Origin of the sequence: Saccharopolyspora gregorii, assembly GCF_024734405.1 — a bacterium.
In the GTDB taxonomy this organism is placed as follows: domain Bacteria; phylum Actinomycetota; class Actinomycetes; order Mycobacteriales; family Pseudonocardiaceae; genus Saccharopolyspora_C; species Saccharopolyspora_C gregorii.
On record NZ_CP059556.1, the window covers coordinates 5,726,001 to 5,741,530 of the forward strand.

Annotated in this window: 14 protein-coding genes; 5 read left to right on the forward strand and 9 right to left on the reverse strand. The window is 72.3% G+C overall.

What is annotated here, in order from left to right:
• Positions 1-326: 326 nt before the first annotated feature.
• Positions 327-1,757, forward strand: a complete 1,431-nt coding sequence (glmU, locus tag H1226_RS25075; RefSeq protein ID WP_373690090.1) for a bifunctional UDP-N-acetylglucosamine diphosphorylase/glucosamine-1-phosphate N-acetyltransferase GlmU — start codon at positions 327-329, stop codon at positions 1,755-1,757.
• 37 nt (positions 1,758-1,794) lie between these two features.
• Positions 1,795-2,766, forward strand: coding sequence for a ribose-phosphate diphosphokinase (locus H1226_RS25080; protein WP_224958607.1), 972 nt, complete (start codon positions 1,795-1,797; stop codon positions 2,764-2,766).
• 100 nt (positions 2,767-2,866) lie between these two features.
• On the opposite strand, the gene H1226_RS25085 is transcribed toward H1226_RS25080, so the two are convergent.
• From H1226_RS25085 to H1226_RS25095, 3 genes are all read right to left on the reverse strand, one after another.
• Entirely contained in the window at positions 2,867-3,478 is a 612-nt protein-coding gene (locus tag H1226_RS25085) for a malonic semialdehyde reductase (RefSeq protein ID WP_258343339.1), read from the reverse strand.
• Positions 3,479-3,567: 89 nt separating this feature from the next.
• Positions 3,568-4,875: an Nramp family divalent metal transporter gene (locus H1226_RS25090; RefSeq protein ID WP_224958605.1), complete on the reverse strand. Its 1,308-nt coding sequence runs from the start codon at positions 4,873-4,875 to the stop codon at positions 3,568-3,570.
• A 131-nt stretch (positions 4,876-5,006) separates the two neighbouring features.
• The gene (locus H1226_RS25095; RefSeq protein ID WP_258343341.1) at positions 5,007-5,654 is read right to left on the reverse strand and encodes an NAD(P)-dependent oxidoreductase; all 648 of its coding nucleotides are present in this window, start codon (positions 5,652-5,654) and stop codon (positions 5,007-5,009) included.
• A 92-nt stretch (positions 5,655-5,746) separates the two neighbouring features.
• Between H1226_RS25095 and H1226_RS25100 the strand changes: the two genes are divergently transcribed.
• From H1226_RS25100 to pth, 3 genes are all read left to right on the forward strand, one after another.
• Complete coding sequence (locus H1226_RS25100; protein WP_258349499.1) at positions 5,747-6,112, forward strand: winged helix-turn-helix transcriptional regulator; 366 nt, start codon at positions 5,747-5,749, stop codon at positions 6,110-6,112.
• A 263-nt stretch (positions 6,113-6,375) separates the two neighbouring features.
• Positions 6,376-7,008: a 50S ribosomal protein L25/general stress protein Ctc gene (locus H1226_RS25105; RefSeq protein WP_258343344.1), complete on the forward strand. Its 633-nt coding sequence runs from the start codon at positions 6,376-6,378 to the stop codon at positions 7,006-7,008.
• Positions 7,009-7,170: 162 nt separating this feature from the next.
• The gene (pth, locus tag H1226_RS25110; protein WP_224958600.1) at positions 7,171-7,746 is read left to right on the forward strand and encodes an aminoacyl-tRNA hydrolase; all 576 of its coding nucleotides are present in this window, start codon (positions 7,171-7,173) and stop codon (positions 7,744-7,746) included.
• On the opposite strand, the gene H1226_RS25115 is transcribed toward pth, so the two are convergent.
• The 6 genes from H1226_RS25115 to H1226_RS25140 all read right to left on the reverse strand — a co-directional run bounded on the left by H1226_RS25115 (position 7,747) and on the right by H1226_RS25140 (position 15,303).
• Positions 7,747-9,402, reverse strand: a complete 1,656-nt coding sequence (locus tag H1226_RS25115) for a fatty acyl-AMP ligase (RefSeq protein WP_258343347.1) — start codon at positions 9,400-9,402, stop codon at positions 7,747-7,749.
• Between the two features lie 308 nt (positions 9,403-9,710).
• The gene (locus H1226_RS25120) at positions 9,711-11,495 is read right to left on the reverse strand and encodes an ABC-F family ATP-binding cassette domain-containing protein (RefSeq protein WP_258343348.1); all 1,785 of its coding nucleotides are present in this window, start codon (positions 11,493-11,495) and stop codon (positions 9,711-9,713) included.
• Positions 11,496-11,532: 37 nt separating this feature from the next.
• Entirely contained in the window at positions 11,533-12,489 is a 957-nt protein-coding gene (locus H1226_RS25125; RefSeq protein WP_224958621.1) for a 4-(cytidine 5'-diphospho)-2-C-methyl-D-erythritol kinase, read from the reverse strand.
• A gap of 199 nt (positions 12,490-12,688) precedes the next feature.
• Positions 12,689-13,501: a MetQ/NlpA family ABC transporter substrate-binding protein gene (locus tag H1226_RS25130; RefSeq protein ID WP_258343360.1), complete on the reverse strand. Its 813-nt coding sequence runs from the start codon at positions 13,499-13,501 to the stop codon at positions 12,689-12,691.
• A 99-nt stretch (positions 13,502-13,600) separates the two neighbouring features.
• Complete coding sequence (locus tag H1226_RS25135) at positions 13,601-14,284, reverse strand: methionine ABC transporter permease (protein ID WP_258343362.1); 684 nt, start codon at positions 14,282-14,284, stop codon at positions 13,601-13,603.
• On the reverse strand, positions 14,281-15,303 hold the full coding sequence (locus H1226_RS25140; protein WP_224960196.1) for a methionine ABC transporter ATP-binding protein: 1,023 nt from the start codon (positions 15,301-15,303) through the stop codon (positions 14,281-14,283). Before H1226_RS25140 ends, H1226_RS25135 begins: the two co-directional genes overlap by 4 nt.
• Between the last annotated feature and the right edge of the window lie 227 nt (positions 15,304-15,530).

The following is a 15,530-nucleotide window of genomic DNA, read 5'->3' on the forward strand; positions in this document are numbered from 1 at the left end:
GCAGGTAGCATCGGCGTCCGCCGGACAAGCGGGAAGGGCCACCGGCGCGCGCGCGGCACGCCCCGGTTACCCTTCACCCGCTTGGACGCCACCAGCAGCCGGTTCGCGGCGAGACTGCTCACCGTGACCACACCGACCAGGGCGACTCCGGCGTGTCGGCGTCGAACCCGCTTGAGACCCAAGGGAGTGCGTTGATGCCTCAGGGCGAGAACGCCCGGCCCGCCCCCAGCACGTCCGGCGCGGCTTCCTCCGCTTCCCCCTCCGCACTCGGCACCGCGGGCTCCGCGGTCAGCACCATCGTGCTCGCCGCGGGCGAGGGGACCCGGATGCGCTCCGCGACGCCGAAGGTGCTGCACCCGCTCGCCGGCCGGCCGCTGGTCGAGCACGCGGTGCGGGCGGCGGCCGGGACCGGGCCGGACGACCTGGTGGTCGTGATCGGCCACGGCCGGGACGCCGTCGGCGAGCACCTCGCGCAGGTCGCCGACGACCTCGGCCGCAAGGTGCACACCGTCGTCCAGGACCGGCAGCTCGGCACCGGGCACGCGGTCGCGTGCGGGATGACCGCGCTGGCGAACCAGCGGCAGGGCACCGTGCTGGTCAGCTACGGCGACGTCCCGCTGCTGGACACCGCGACGCTCGACGCGCTGCTCGCCGAGCACCACGAGCGCGGCAACGCGGTCACCGTGCTCTCGGCGGTCGTCGACGACCCCACCGGCTACGGCAGGCTGGTCCGCGACGCCGCCGGGAACGTCACCGGCATCGTCGAGCAGAAGGACGCCACCGCCGAGCAGGCCGCCATCGGGGAGATCAACTCCGGGGTGTACGCGTTCGACGCGGCGGTGCTCTCCGACGCGCTGGAGCGGTTGTCCACCGACAACGCGCAGGGCGAGCTGTACCTGACCGACGTGCTGTCCATCGCCCGCTCCGACGGCCACCCGGTGGGCGCGCTGGTGTGCGCGGACACCTGGCTCGTGGAGGGCGTCAACGACCGGGTGCAGCTGGCCCGGCTCGGTGCGGAGCTCAACCGCAGGCTGGTGCTCGGCTGGATGCGCGAGGGCGTCACCGTCACCGACCCGTCCTCGGTGTGGCTGGACTGCGACGTGGTGCTCGACCGCGACGTGACCGTGGAGCCGGGCGTCCAGCTGCGCGCGGGCACCACCGTCGGCGAGGGCGCGCTGATCGGCCCGGACACCACGCTGACCGGCTGCACCGTGCACCCGGGTGCCTCGGTCGTGCGCACCCACGGCGAAGGCGCCGAGGTCGGTCCCGGCGCCTCGGTGGGGCCGTTCGCCTACCTGCGCCCCGGCGCGCGGCTCGGCGAGAAGGGCAAGATCGGCACCTTCGTCGAGGTCAAGAACGCCGAGATCGGCACCGGCAGCAAGATCCCGCACCTCACCTACGTCGGCGACGCCGAGATCGGCGAGGGCAGCAACATCGGTGCGGCGAGCGTCTTCGTGAACTACGACGGCGTCGCCAAGCACCGCACCGTGATCGGTTCCCACGCCCGGACGGGGGCGGACAACATGTTCGTCGCCCCCGTCGAGGTCGGGGACGGCGCCTACACGGCCGCCGGTTCGGTCATCACCCAAGATGTCCCCCCGGGCGCCATGGCGGTCGCCCGCGGGAGGCAGCGCAACATCGAAGGCTGGGTGGCTCGCCGCCGCCCGGACACCGCCGCCGATCGAGCCTCCCGGCAGGCTCAGCAGCGGTCGGGATCTGACGACCTGACCACCAATCCGACGAGTGACACCCGATGATGGGCGTCAACGGGGAGGGACGATGACCGTGAGTGCCATGTCTGCGACCCCGAAGAAGAGCCTCAAGCTCTTCTCCGGGAGCAGCCACCCGGAACTTGCCGAGGAGGTGGCCAAGCAACTCGACGTGACGGTCACGCCCCAATCGGCCTACAAGTTCGCGAACGGCGAGATCTTCGTCCGCTACGACGAGTCGGTCCGCGGCTGCGACGCCTTCGTGATCCAGTCGCACTGCACGCCGCTCAACGACGCCATCATGGAACAGCTGATCATGGTGGACGCGCTGAAGCGGGCCAGCGCCAAGCGCATTACCGTGGTCATGCCGTTCTACGGCTACGCCCGGCAGGACAAGAAGCACAAGGGCCGCGAACCGATCTCGGCCCGCCTGATGGCGGACCTGTTCAAGACCGCGGGCGCCGACCGGATCATGACGGTGGACCTGCACACCGACCAGATCCAGGGCTTCTTCGACGGGCCGGTGGACCACCTGCTCGCGCAGACGGTGCTGTCGGACTACATCCGGCAGACCTACTCCGACGAGAAGATCACCGTGGTCTCGCCGGACTCCGGCCGGGTGCGGGTCGCGGAGAAGTGGGCGGACAACCTCGGCGGGACCCCGCTGGCGTTCATCCACAAGACCAGGGACCCCACGAAGCCGAACCAGGTCGTCGCGAACCGCGTCGTCGGTGACGTCGAAGGCCGGCTGTGCGTGCTGGTCGACGACATGATCGACACCGGTGGCACGATCACCAAGGCCACCGAGCAGCTGCTGGAGTCCGGCGCGAAGGACGTCATCATCGCGGCGACCCACGGCGTGCTCTCCGGCCCGGCGGTGGAGCGGCTGTCGTCCTGCGGGGCGAAGGAGGTCGTGCTGACGAACACGCTGCCGATCCCGGACGACCACCACTTCGACACGCTGCGGGTGCTCTCGATCGCCCCGCTGGTCGCCGAGGCGATCCACCAGGTGTTCGAGGACGGTTCGGTCACCAGCCTGTTCGACGGCCACGCCTGAGCGAAGCCCGAACGCACGACGGCCCGGTCCCCCCTCGGGGCCGGGCCGTTGCGCGTCCGCGGCGGCCGGCCCGGAGCGGGCGGGCCGAGCGCGAGCACGATCAGATGGTCGTGACGACCTCGTCGTAGTCGTGGCGGGGCAGTCGGTCGAACCAGGGGTCCTCGCCCGGCTTGCCGATGTTGACCACGACGAGCACCTGCTGCTTGCCGTCCGGGAAGAACTCGGCGTTGATGCCCGCCGGGTCGAAGCCGGTCATCGGGCCCGCGGCCAAGCCGGCGGCGCGGACGCCGAGGATGAAGTAGGCGACCTGCAGGCTCGCGTTGAGCCTGGCGTGCTCGGTGCGGAAGTCGTCGTCCGCCCACATGTCCTTGGCGTTGGGGGCGTGCGGGAACATCCGCGGCAGGTTCTCGTGGAAGTCGGTGTCGGCGGCGAGCACGGCGACGACCGGAGCGCTCTCGGTCTTGGCCCGGTTGCCCCCGCCCAGGTGCGGCAGCAGGCGCTGCTTGCCCTCGTCGGAGCGGATCAGGACGATGCGCAGCGGCTGCTGGTTCATGGAGGTCGGGCCCCACTTGACCAGGTCGTGGATGGCGCGCAGCTGCTCGTCGGTGACCTCGTCGCTGCTGAAGGTGTTGGCCGTACGGGCGTTGCGGAACAGCAGGTCCTGGGCTTCCTCGGACAGCTGGAGGCCGGTCGTCGAATCGGTCGAGGTCATGATCACTTCCTTGCTCGCGGTTTCTCCGAGCAACGTGTTTGAAGCTTCCACCATTCCGGCAGAGGCGCGCGTCATACCCGCCCCGCCCGTCAGAACAGGCCGACGAGCTCGTTGATCGCCACGCCGACGAACAGCAGCAGGCACAGCACCAGCAGCGTGTTCGACAGCCACCGGGAGCGGTGCTCGGCCGGCATCATCGAGCGCGAGTTCAGCAGCACCAGCAGCGTGCCCGCCAGGAACGGCATGAACAGCGCCCCCAGCACCCCGTACACCAGCGTCAGCTGGAACGGCTTGCTGAACAGCAGCAGCAACATCGGCGGGAACGTCAGCCACAGCAGGTAGATCCGGTAGGGCGCGCTGTGCATGCCCGCCTTGTGGTCGTAGGCCTCGGCGGTCTCCACCGGCGCCTCCTTCGGCAGCCGCCAGGTCCGCCACCAGTCGGCGAACAGCAGGCTCACGCCGTTCCACACGCCGATCACCGAGCTGAACGCGACGGCGAAGAAGCCGACCAGGAACGGGATCCGCGCCCATTCGCCGTAGTCGGCGGCGAGCACGTCGCCGAGGTTGAGCAGGCCCTTGTCGCTCTCGGTCAGGTCCTGGCCGAGCAGGATCTCCGCGCCCACCACCAGCATCGCCACCACGAAGATGCCGGTGGTGAGGTAGCCGACGGTGTTGTCCATCCGCATGATCGGCAGCCACTTCGGCGTCCGCCAGCCCTTCGCGAACGTCCAGTAGCCGTAGGCGGCCATCGTGATGGTGCCGCCGACACCGCCCATCAGGCCGAGCACGTAGGCCACCGAGCCCGCGGGGAGCCGCGGCACCAGGCCCTCGCCGAGCTCCAGCAGGTTCGGCCCGACCAGGAACGCGGTGCCGACGACGGTCACGAACATGACCCCGACCAGCACCGTCATGATCTTCTCCAGCACCGCGTAGCGGCCGAACCACACCAGCGCCAGGCCGAGCAGCCCGCACAGCGCCGCCCAGCCGCCGACCGGCAGCACCGGGAACAGCGCGTTCAGCGGCAGCGCCGAGGCGGACATCGCGGTGGCCCCGTACACGAAGCCCCAGATGACGATGTACACGCCGAAGTAGGCGGTGGCCCACCGGCCGAGCGAGCGCCAGCCGGAGAGCATGGTGCGCTCGCCGCCGAGGTGCCAGCGCCCGACCGCCTCGCCGAGCGCCAGCTTGAACACCGTGCCCAGCAGCACCGCCCAGAACAGCGTGTACCCGTACCGGGCGCCGGCGACCATGGTCGCGACCAGGTCGCCCGCGCCGACCCCGGTGGCGGCGGCCATGATGCCGGGGCCGATCTGCTTGAACCGCGCCCAGCCGGTGGCCGGGACCTGCGGCGCGCTGCCGTTCTCGGCGCCCTGGCCGGAGCTCGTGTCTGCGGACATGCGCGTCAAACTATCGCCGCGCGTGGTGCCGGTCACCCGTCGGCGACCAAACCGTGACGCACGGGCACCGGCACTGCCGCACTTCGCCTATCAGCGGCGAAGCCGCTGAGCGGAGCCGAGCCCCCGAAGCCTCAGTGAGCGACCGTGAAGCGGGTGCGGTGGTGGGCCGGTGCATCGAGCTCGTCGACGAAGGCCAGGGCGAAGTCGTCGCCGCCGATCGTCGAGTTCCCCGCCTCGTCGGACAGCAGCAGGTCGCCGCCGACCCGGTAGGTGCCGGTCCGCTCCCCCGGCGCGTAGGCGCCGAACACCGCGGGCGGGCTCACGTAGAACCAGTCGACGTCGTCGGGGGCTGCGCGCAACGCGTCCAGCACCTCGGCGTGCGAACCCGCCTCCAGCTTGAACTCCGCCGGGAAGTCCGGGGTGTCGATGACGCGGGGACCGCCTTCGGCGACGCGCAGGCTGCCCGCCCCGCCGACGACGCCGAGCCGGAAGCCGTGGGTGCGCGCGGCGTCGAGCAGCGTCGGCACCGCGTCGAGCAGCTTCTTGCCGTCGGCCGCCGGGCGGCCCGGGGTGGCGATGAGCACCGCGTCGGCACCCTTCGTCACGTCGAGCACGAACGCCGGGTCGTGCATCGTGCCCTGGCGCCCGCTGAGCCCGTCGGCTTCGGGCAGTCCGCTCACGTCGCGGGCCACGCCGATCACCTCGTGGCCCCGGGACAGCGCTTCCTTCGCGATCCGGCCGCCCGCGTACCCGGTGGCGCCGAACAGAACGATCCGCATGCGAGATCTCCTCCAGTCGTGGACCTGACCAGGATGGTAACCACTGGTGACCAGTGACTTCACAGTGCTATAAGTACCTGGTGGTTACCAACCTGGTCCCGGACGTGCACAACCCCGCCTGCCCCACTCGCGTGGTGCTCGACCGCATCGGAGATCGCTGGACGTCGCTGGTGGTGCTGAACCTGCTGGACGGCCCGCTTCGGTTCACCCGGCTGCGCGCGGCCATCGGCGGAGTGGCGCCGAAGGTGCTCACCCAGACCTTGCGCGCGATGGAGCGCGACGGCCTGCTCCACCGCACCGTGCACGCGGAAGTTCCCCCGCGGGTGGACTACGAGCTCACCGCGCTGGGCCGGTCGCTGAGCACCCCGATCCAGGCCATCACCGACTGGGCCGAAGCCCACGTGACCGACGTGGAAGCCGCCCGCGCCGAGTACGACGCGGCCCGCGAGGACCGCTGATCGCCCCTGCACCCACCCGGGCGGCGCCCCCGTCCCGCGCAGGCTCTAAACTGTTCGGGTTGCCTCGGCGAGGCCGGGTCCTGCCACCCGGCGTGATCGACGCGGCGGCTCGGTGTTCGCCCTCGTGGACGCGAAGGACCGCCGGCGCCGCCCGCACAAGGTGCCGCCCCGTCCGGTACGCGCCGACCACGCAAGTGGTGCCCCCGCCGCCGCAGGCCGCCGACCAGTTCCGTTCCGCCCGACGTCACGAGGAGTGCACCACCGTGTCCGAGGTACGTATTTCCGTCGAACCGCGCACCGAGTTCGGCAAAGGCGCAGCCCGTCGCACCCGCCGCGCCGGCAAGATCCCCGCGGTCCTCTACGGCCACGGCTCCGACCCGAAGCACCTGTCGCTGCCCGCGGTCGAGTTCGCCCGCGCCGTCCGCGACAACGGCCAGAACGCGGTGCTGACCCTCGAGGTCGCCGGTTCGTCCAACGAGCTCGCGCTGACCAAGACCATCACCGCGCATCCGATCAAGAACTACATCGAGCACGTCGACCTGCTGCTGGTCAAGCGCGGCGAGAAGGTCACCGTGAACGTGCCGGTCGTGCTGGTCGGCGACGCCGCCCCGGGCACCCTGGTCACCCAGGACCTCAACGAGCTCGAGGTCGAGGCCGAGGCGCTGCACATCCCCGAGCAGTTCGAGGTCTCCGTGGAGGGCGCCGAGGACGGCACCCAGATCCACGCCTCCGACGTGCAGCTGCCGAAGGGCGTCACGCTGAGCTCCGCCCCCGAGGGCCTGGTCGCCAGCATCAGCGAGGCCCCCAGCGCCGCCGACATGGAGTCCGAGATCGACGCCGAGGGTGCGGGCGTCGTCGAGGACGAGCCCGAGGACGCCACCGCCTCGGAGTCCTGAGCCCACGACGTCGGGCCGGCGGCCGGGATGCGGTGAACCGCGTCCCGGCCGCCGCGGCTCCGGCCCGCCCGGGCCGAACACCGCGCGGCCGCCCCGGCACGGGGCCGGCCATCCCGAGGTCGCCGCTGATCAGCTGCGACCCCCATCCGAGGACGCAGCCTGGTGACCACTCCTGACTCGCCCGTCCTGATCGTCGGACTCGGCAATCCCGGACCGCGCTACGCGGGCAACCGGCACAACGTCGGTTTCCTCGTCGCCGACGAGCTCGCCGCCCGCGTCGGCGGCGGGTTCAAGGCGCACAAGTCCGGCGCCGACGTCGTCGAAGGCCGGTTGGGCGCCCGCCGCGTCGTGCTGGCGAAGCCCCGGTCGTTCATGAACCTCTCCGGCGGTCCCGTCGCGGGCACGTCGAAGTTCTTCAAGGCCACCCCCGAGACGCTGATCGTGGTGCACGACGAGCTGGACCTGCCGTACGGCACCGTCCGGCTCAAGCGCGGCGGCGGCGAGAACGGGCACAACGGGCTGCGGTCCATCACCAAGTCGCTGGGCACCAAGGACTACCTGCGGGTGCGGTTCGGCGTGGACCGCCCGCCGGGCCGGATGGACCCGGCGGACTACGTGCTCAAGGACTTCTCCGGCGCGGAGCGCAAGGACCTCGGCTACTTCGTGGACCTGTGCGCCGACGCCGTCGAGGCGCTGGCCGCGGACGGCCTGGAAGCCGCGCAGAACCGCTTCCACTGATCAGCCAGCGGCGGCGGGCGGCACGAGTTCCGCGGTGGCGGCGCGCTTGAGCTTGCCGGACGGGGTCTTCGGCAGGGATCCGGGCGGCAGCACCACGACTGCGGCCGGGCGGACGCCGACGGCCCGCACCACGCTGCTGGTGATCTCCTTGCGCAGCGCCTTCTCCGCCGCCCCGTCGCCCGCGGACGCCGATTCGCAGACGACCGCGAACCGCTCCCGGCGGCTCCCCGCGTCGAGCCGGACCGCGGCCGCGTTCCCCGCGCGCACCCCGGCGACCTCGGTCGCGGCGCGCTCCACGTCCACCGGGTAGACGTTCCGCCCGCCCATGATGATCACGTCCTTGCGCCTGCCGCAGATGACGACCTGGCCGTCGACGAGGTAACCGTCGTCCCCGGTGTCCAGCCAGCCCGCCGCGTCCTGCGCGGGCACCGGCCCGTCCGCGGTGCGGTAGCCGGGCGTGACGGCGGCGCCGCGCACCCGCACCCGGCCCACCGCGCGCTCGCCCAGTTCGGCGCCCGCATCGTCCACGACCTGCACTTCCATCCCGGGCAGCGGGCGGCCGAGCAGCGCGAACGACCGGGTGCCGCCGCCGGTGGCGGGTTCGGCGCGGCCGCGCACCTCCAGCGCTTCGGCGGAGACCACGTCCACCCGCGTCGGCCGGTCGAGCTCGGCGAACGTCACGGCCAGCGTCGCCTCCGCCATCCCGTAGGCGCACACCACCGCCGCGTCGCCCAGCCCGAAGCGGGCCCCGGCCGCGGTGAACGAGCGGACCGCCGACACGTCGACCGGTTCGGCGCCGTTGAGCGCGAACCGCAGCCCGGACAGGTCGAACTCGCCGTCCTCGGCGCGGCTCATCCGGCGCGCGGCGATGGCGTAGGCGAAGTTCGGCGCCGCGGTCACGGTGCCGCCGTACTTGCCGATCAGCTTCGGCCACAGCAGCGGGGCGGCGAGGAAGTCGGTCGGCGTCACCTGCACCGCCTCCATCCCGATCGCCATCGGCACGGTGAGGGTGCCGACGAGGCCCATGTCGTGGAACAGCGGCAGCCAGGACACGGCCACGTCCCCCGCCGGGTCCAGGTGGGCGGCCTCGACCATCGCGGCGGTGTTCGCGGCCAGGTTGCCGTGGGTGATCCGCACCGACTTCGGCTCCGCGGTCGATCCGCTGGTCAGCTGCAGCAGCGCGGTCGCGTCCTCCGCCACCGGCACCGGCTCGGCCAGCGGCTCGGGGTGCGCGACGAGGCCCGCGAGGTCGCGGTACCGGATGCGGTGCGAGTCGAGCAGGTCGGCGAGCGGTTCGAACGGCGACCCGAGCAGCACCAGCTCGGCGTCGATCACGCCGAGCACCCGCACCGCGTCCTGCGCCCAGCGCGCCAGGTCGGTGCGCGGGGTCGGCTGGTGCAGCATCGTCACGCTGTTCCCGGCGAGCCAGCCGCCTTGCACGGCCGGTGCGATCAGGCCGGGGTCGGCGGCGAGCACGGCGACCGCCGCGCCGGGCCGGACGGTGCCGGTGAGCGCGGCGGCGACGCACCGGGCCTGCTCGTGCACCTCGGCCCAGGTGCGGCGCCGGGGTGCGCGGGGTTCGCCGGTGACCAGCCCGCGCGCGTCCGCCCCGCCGTCGAGCGCCGAGGCCACGATCCCGTCCACGAACCGGCTCATGTGACGCACATTACGACCGTTCCCAGGTGCGGGAAACCGTCGCAGCGACCAATCCACCCCGGCGAAAGGTCCTACCGCCCCGCACCCACGCCCGTCGAACCCGCGCTCATCCCGTCAGCGGCGCAGCCGTTGAGCGGAGACCACGCACGCAGCCGGGCCACCCGCGGGTTCTCAGCTGCTTCCTCGCGAGGACAGCGATTTCTCCTGTGGCGGAGCCACCGGTGAAATCGATCCCGCAGCGAGGAAGCAGCTGAGGTTCCGCCGCCCGGCCACCCCAGCAGCAGGAGCACCGCAGGAGCTCGACGACCTCACTCCAACTGATCCGCCAGTTCCAGCCAGCGGGCTTCTACGTCGTCCTTCTCCTGCGACAGCGCCCGCAGCTCGGCGTTGAGCCCCTGCAACCGCTCGGGCTCGGTGGCGGCTTCGGCGAGCTTGACGTGCAGGTCCTGCTCCTTCTTGCCGAGCTTGTCGAGCTGGCGCTCCAGCTTGGCGAGGTCCTTGCGCGCGGCCCGTTCCTGCGCCCCGGAGAGCTTGTTCTCCTTGGCCTCGGCCGAGTCGGCGGCCTGCTTGCCGACGGACTCCTCCGCTTCGAGCAGCGAGCTGCGCCGCCGCAGGTACTCCTCGATGCCGCCGACGAGGTCGCTGAGCTTCCCGTCGCCGAACAGGGCGACGACCCGGTCGCACACCCGCTCCACCAGGTACCGGTCGTGCGAGACGACGACGAGCGTGCCGGGCCAGCCGTCGAGGAGGTCTTCGAGCTGCTGCAGGGTGTCGATGTCCAGGTCGTTCGTCGGTTCGTCGAGCACCAGCACGTTCGGCTCGCCCATCAGCAGCCGCGCGAGCTGGAGCCTGCGGCGCTCCCCGCCGGAGAGGTCGCCGACGGGCGTCCACTGCCGCCCCTTGCCGAACCCGAAGCGCTCCCCCAGCTGGGAGGCGGTGAGCTCGTACTTGCCGAGCTGCACGCGTTCGGCCACGTCCTCGATGGCCTCCAGCACCCGCCAGTCGCCGGGCAGGTCGTGCAGTTCCTGCGTGAGGTGGGCGAGCCGCACGGTGGCGCCGACCTTGCGGGTGCCCGCGTCCGGTTCGCGTTCGCCCGCGATCAGCCGCAGCAGCGTCGTCTTGCCGGAGCCGTTCACGCCGACGACGCCGATCCGGTCGCCGGGGCCGATCCGCCAGGTCACGTCCCGCAGCAGGGTGCGGTCGGCGATCCGCAGGTCGACGTCCTCCAGCTCGACGACGGTCTTGCCGAGCCGCCGCTTCGCGAAGCTGACCAGTTCGACGGTGTCCCGCGGCGGCGGGACGTCGGAGATCAGCGCTTCGGCGGCCTCCACCCGGTAGCGCGGCTTGGAGGTGCGGGCCTTCGCGCCGCGCTGCAGCCAGGCGAGTTCCTTGCGGGCCAGGTTCTCCCGCTTCTCCTCGGCCTGCTGGGCGAGCCTGCCGCGCTCGGCGCGGGCGTAGATCCAGTCGGCGTAGCCGCCTTCGTACTGCTCCACCTTGCCCTGGGTGACCTCCCAGGTGCGGTTGCACACGGTGTCCAGGAACCAGCGGTCGTGCGTGACGATGACGAGGGCGCAGCGGCGGGCCAGCAGGTGGTCGGCCAGCCAGCGCACCCCTTCCACGTCGAGGTGGTTCGTCGGCTCGTCCAGCACCAGCAGGTCGAGGTCGCGCACCAGCGCGGCGGCCAGCGCGACGCGGCGGCGCTCCCCGCCGGAGAAGTCCGCGACGGGCGTGTCCAGCCCGAGCCGGGTCATGCCGAGCCCGGTGAGCACCGAGCGGACCCGCGCGTCGGCGGCCCACTCGTGCTCGGCGGTGAACCCGTGCGGGTCGAGCACCGCGTTGCGCACGGTCGATCCGGGCGGGAGTTCGGTGCGCTGGGTGACGACGGCCATCCGCAGGTCGCGGGACTGGCTGACGCGGCCGGAGTCGGGTTCTTCGGCACCGGAGAGCACTTCCAGCAGCGTGGTCTTGCCGCCGCCGTTGAGGCCGACGACCCCGATGCGTTCGCCTTCGTCGACGCCGAGGGACACGCCGTCCAGCAGCGGTCGCACTCCGTAGCTCTTGCTCACCGATTCGAGGTTGATCAGGTTCGCCATCGGGGGTGTGGATCTCCAGAGGAACGTGGGGGGTGGGTCAGGCGTGGACCTGCGGCGGGGTGGGCCGGTCGGCGCGGTCGTCGCCGACGATCCGCGCGCCGGGCACCGGGCCCTGCGCGACCCGCACGGTGCGGCACACGCCCGCGCCGGACAGCTCGGCGGCCACCCGGACCGCGGCGTCGTCGTCGGTGCACAGGAACGCGCAGGTCGGGCCGGAGCCGGACACGATCCCGGCGAGCGCGCCCGCTTCCACGCCGGCGCGCAGCGTGCGGCGCAGGTTCGGCCGCAGCGACACCGCCGCGGACTGCAGGTCGTTGCCCAGCAGCAGCGCCAGCTGCCGCGGGTCGCCGGAGGCCAGCGCCTCCAGCAGCGGTTCCACCTCGCCGACGCGGTGCGGGCCGGTGTCGCCGCGCAGCCGGTCCAGCTCGGCGTACACGCCGGGGGTCTCCAGACCGCGCCGGTCCAGCGCGATCACCCAGTGGAAGGTGTGCCGGGCCAGCACCGGGACCAGCCGCTCGCCGCGACCGGTGCCGAGCGCGGTCCCGCCCAGCAGCGAGAACGGCACGTCGCTGCCGATCTTCGCGGCGAGGTCGGCGAGGTCGTCCCGGCCGATCTCCAGCCGCCACAGCGCGTTCACGGCCAGCAGCGCGGCGGCCGCGTCGGCGCTGCCGCCCGCCATGCCGCCCGCCACGGGGATGCCCTTGCGGATCGTGAGCTGCACGCCCGGTTCCTCCGGGTCGCGGCCGGAGTGCTCGGCGAGCAGCTGCACCGCCCGCCACGCCAGGTTGCTCGGCCCGGTCGGGACCGAGTCGGCGCCTTCGCCGTGCACCTCGATGCCGGGCTCGTCGGCGGTGCGCACCGTCACCTCGTCGGTGAGCGAGAGCGCTTGGAAGACGGTGACCAGCTCGTGGTAGCCGTCCGGGCGGGTATCGCCGACCGACAGATGCAGGTTCACCTTGGCCGGGACACGCACGGTGATGGGGGTGGGTACCACGGAGAGCACCCCTAGAGCGTACGTGTCCGCGCGACCCGGGTGCCGCCCCAGCACCCGACTTCACAGCGGAACCTCCGCGCACCCGGCCGGAATTCCCGGTCGGGCGATGGCACCGCCACCAGGTGGATCTTCGTCCGGCCCGGCCCGGACGCACCGCGGCCCCCTCGCTGCCACGAGGGGGCCGCCGGTCCGGGCTCGATCAGGAAGCGGGGATCACCGAAATGCCGCCGTAGGTCTTGTTGATGAAGTCCGCGACCTCCGGCGAGCGCAGCAGCTCGGCCAGCTTCTGCACCCGCGGGTCCTTCGCCGTCGCGGGCGAGGCGACGAGACCGTTGGCGTACGGGTTGTTCTCCGCGCTCTCCACCGCGATCGGGTCCTTCAGCCCGGCCTTGAGCGCGTAGTTGCCGTTCACGATGGCCGCGTCGGCGTCGTCGACCGAGCGGGGCAGCTGGTCGCTGGAGAGCTCCTGGAACTGGATGTTCTTCGGGTTCTCCGCCACGTCGCGCACCCCGGCGCCCTGCTCGGCGCCCGGCTTCAGCTTGAGGACACCGTTGGCCTGCAGCAGTTCCAGGCTGCGGGTCTGGTTCGACGGGTCGTTGGGCAGCGCGATCCGCGCGCCGTTCGGCAGCTCCTGGAAGGAGCGGACCTTCTTGGAGTAGACCGACAGCGGTTCGAGGTGCACCGTCTGCACCCATTCGAACTCGCCGCCGCGCTGCGCCTGGTACTCCGCCAGGTACGGCTTGTGCTGGTAGTAGTTCGCGTCCAGCTCGCCGTTGGCGACGGCCTCGTTGGGCCGGTTGTAGTCGTCGAACTTCTCGATCTCGATCTCGATGCCCGCCTTCTCGGCGAGGTTGTCCTTGACGAACTGCAGGATCTCGCCGTGCGGCTGCGGGCTGACGCCGATGGTCAGCGGGGCCTCGGGGTCCTGCGCGGCGGGCGTGCCGGAGCCGCCGCAACCTGCGAGCGCCAGCGTCGCGGCGGTGAGCACCACGGCCAGGGAGCGAAAACGCATCGATCGCGTCCTTTCTGGAGGGCCGGCCGATGACGCGCACCGGCGGCCGGCGGGGATCGCACGTCCCCGTCGTCGGAGTGTTCCTGGTGAGCTGCGGGCCTAGCCGGTCGCGCTGCGGCGGCGGTCCACTGCTTTGGCGGTGATGTCGGTGAGCAGCTGCATGGCGAAGGCCAGCACGGCCAGCACCGCCACCGATCCGTACAGCACGCGCTCGTCGTACGCCTGGTAGCCGTCCTGGATGGCGGTGGTCCCGAGACCTCCGCCGCCGATGGCGCCGGCCATCGCCGCGTAGCCGATGAGCGCGACGGCGGTGACGCCGACGGCCCCGACCAGCGCGGCGCGGGCCTCGCCGAGCAGCACGGTCCACACGATCCGCCACCGGCTCGACCCGGTGGTGATCGCGGCTTCGACGACGGTGAAGCTCACCTCCCGCAACGCGTTCTGCGTCAGCCGCGCGAAGAACGGCACCGCGCCGACGACCAGCGGGACGATCACCGCGGTGCTGCCGATGGACGTGCCCACCAACAACCTGGTGAAGGAGGCCAGCACCACCAGCAGCACCACGAACGGCACGGACCGCACCACGTCGACGACCACACCGAGGCTCCGGTGCAGCGTCGGACGCGGGTTGAGCCCGACCGGAGAACTCAGGTGCAGGAACACGCCGAGCGGCAGTCCACCGAGGACCGCCAGCACGGTCGCCACCAGCACCATGTAGAGCGTTTCGACGGTGGCACCGCCGAGCAGCTCCGCTACTTCCGCCCAGGGGGTCGGATCACTCACGCCGCGACTCCATCAACACTGACCGGGGTGCGCCGCACGTGCGCGTCCCGGTCGACCATCCACTTCAGGGCCGACTCGGACCGCTCGCCGGTGAGTCCGATGCGGAACTTCGCCACCGGGGTGTCCCCGAGCCGGGTGAGCCCGCCGCCGAGGATGGACAGCTCCACCCCGAAGCGGGCGGCCGCCTCCGGCAGCAGCGCCCCGACGGCGGCGAAGCCGACGAGGACCACTTCGGCGACCACGTCGTGCCGCACTCCGGGCACGGCGGGCGCCTGGTCGGTCTCGGGCAGCAGGCTGGTGCTGACCCGGCTGCCGGGTTCGGCGACGAGGTCGAGCACCTTGCCGTGCTCCACGACGCGCCCGCCTTCGAGCACGGCCACGTCGTCGGCGATGCGCCGCACCACGGCCATGTCGTGGGTGACCACCAGGACGGTGACGCCCAGTTCAGAACGCGCCCGGTCCAGCACGGTCAGCACCGAGTCGGTCGTGCCCGGGTCCAGCGCCGAGGTCGGTTCGTCGGCCAGCAGCACCGAGGGCTTGGCGGCCAGCGCGCGGGCGACCGCGATGCGCTGCCGCTGCCCGCCGGAGAGCCGGTCCGGGTAGGTCGGCGCCTTGTCGGTGAGCCCCACCAGGTCGAGCAGTTCGGCGACGCGGCTGCGGCGCTGCGGTGCGGGCATCCCGGCGGCTTCGAGCGGGAGCGCCACGTTGCCCGCGGCGGTCCGCTGCCGCAGCAGCGAGTCGCCCTGCGGCACGACGCCGATGTGGCGGCGGGCGGCGCGCAGCGCGGCGCCTTCGAGGGCCACGAGGTCGGTGCCGTCGACCCGGATGGCACCGCGGTCCGGCTTCTCCAGCAGGGCGATGCACCGGGCGAGGGTGGACTTGCCCGCGCCGCTGGGGCCGACGACGCCGAGCACGGCGCCCGCGGGGACCTCCAGGGACACGTCGTCGAGGGCGACGACGTCGGATCGGCTCGACTGGTCGTGCCGGAAGGACTTGGTGAGGTTCTCGACTGTGATCACGATCGCTCCGCATCAGCTCACGCCGGCCTGCGGGCATGCCGCGGCCGGGCGGGGAGGAACAGAAGGGCCTGGTGGGGCGGTGACGACTGGGGCCGTCAGCCGGCGAGGCGACAGGCCGTCGTGGTGCGGCGTCCGTGATCGATGACCCGGCGCTGGGTCAAGGCGAGGCCGTGCGGACCGGATCCGACGCGAGCGCGACCGCCGCGGGCCTGCCGGCGGCTGGTCCG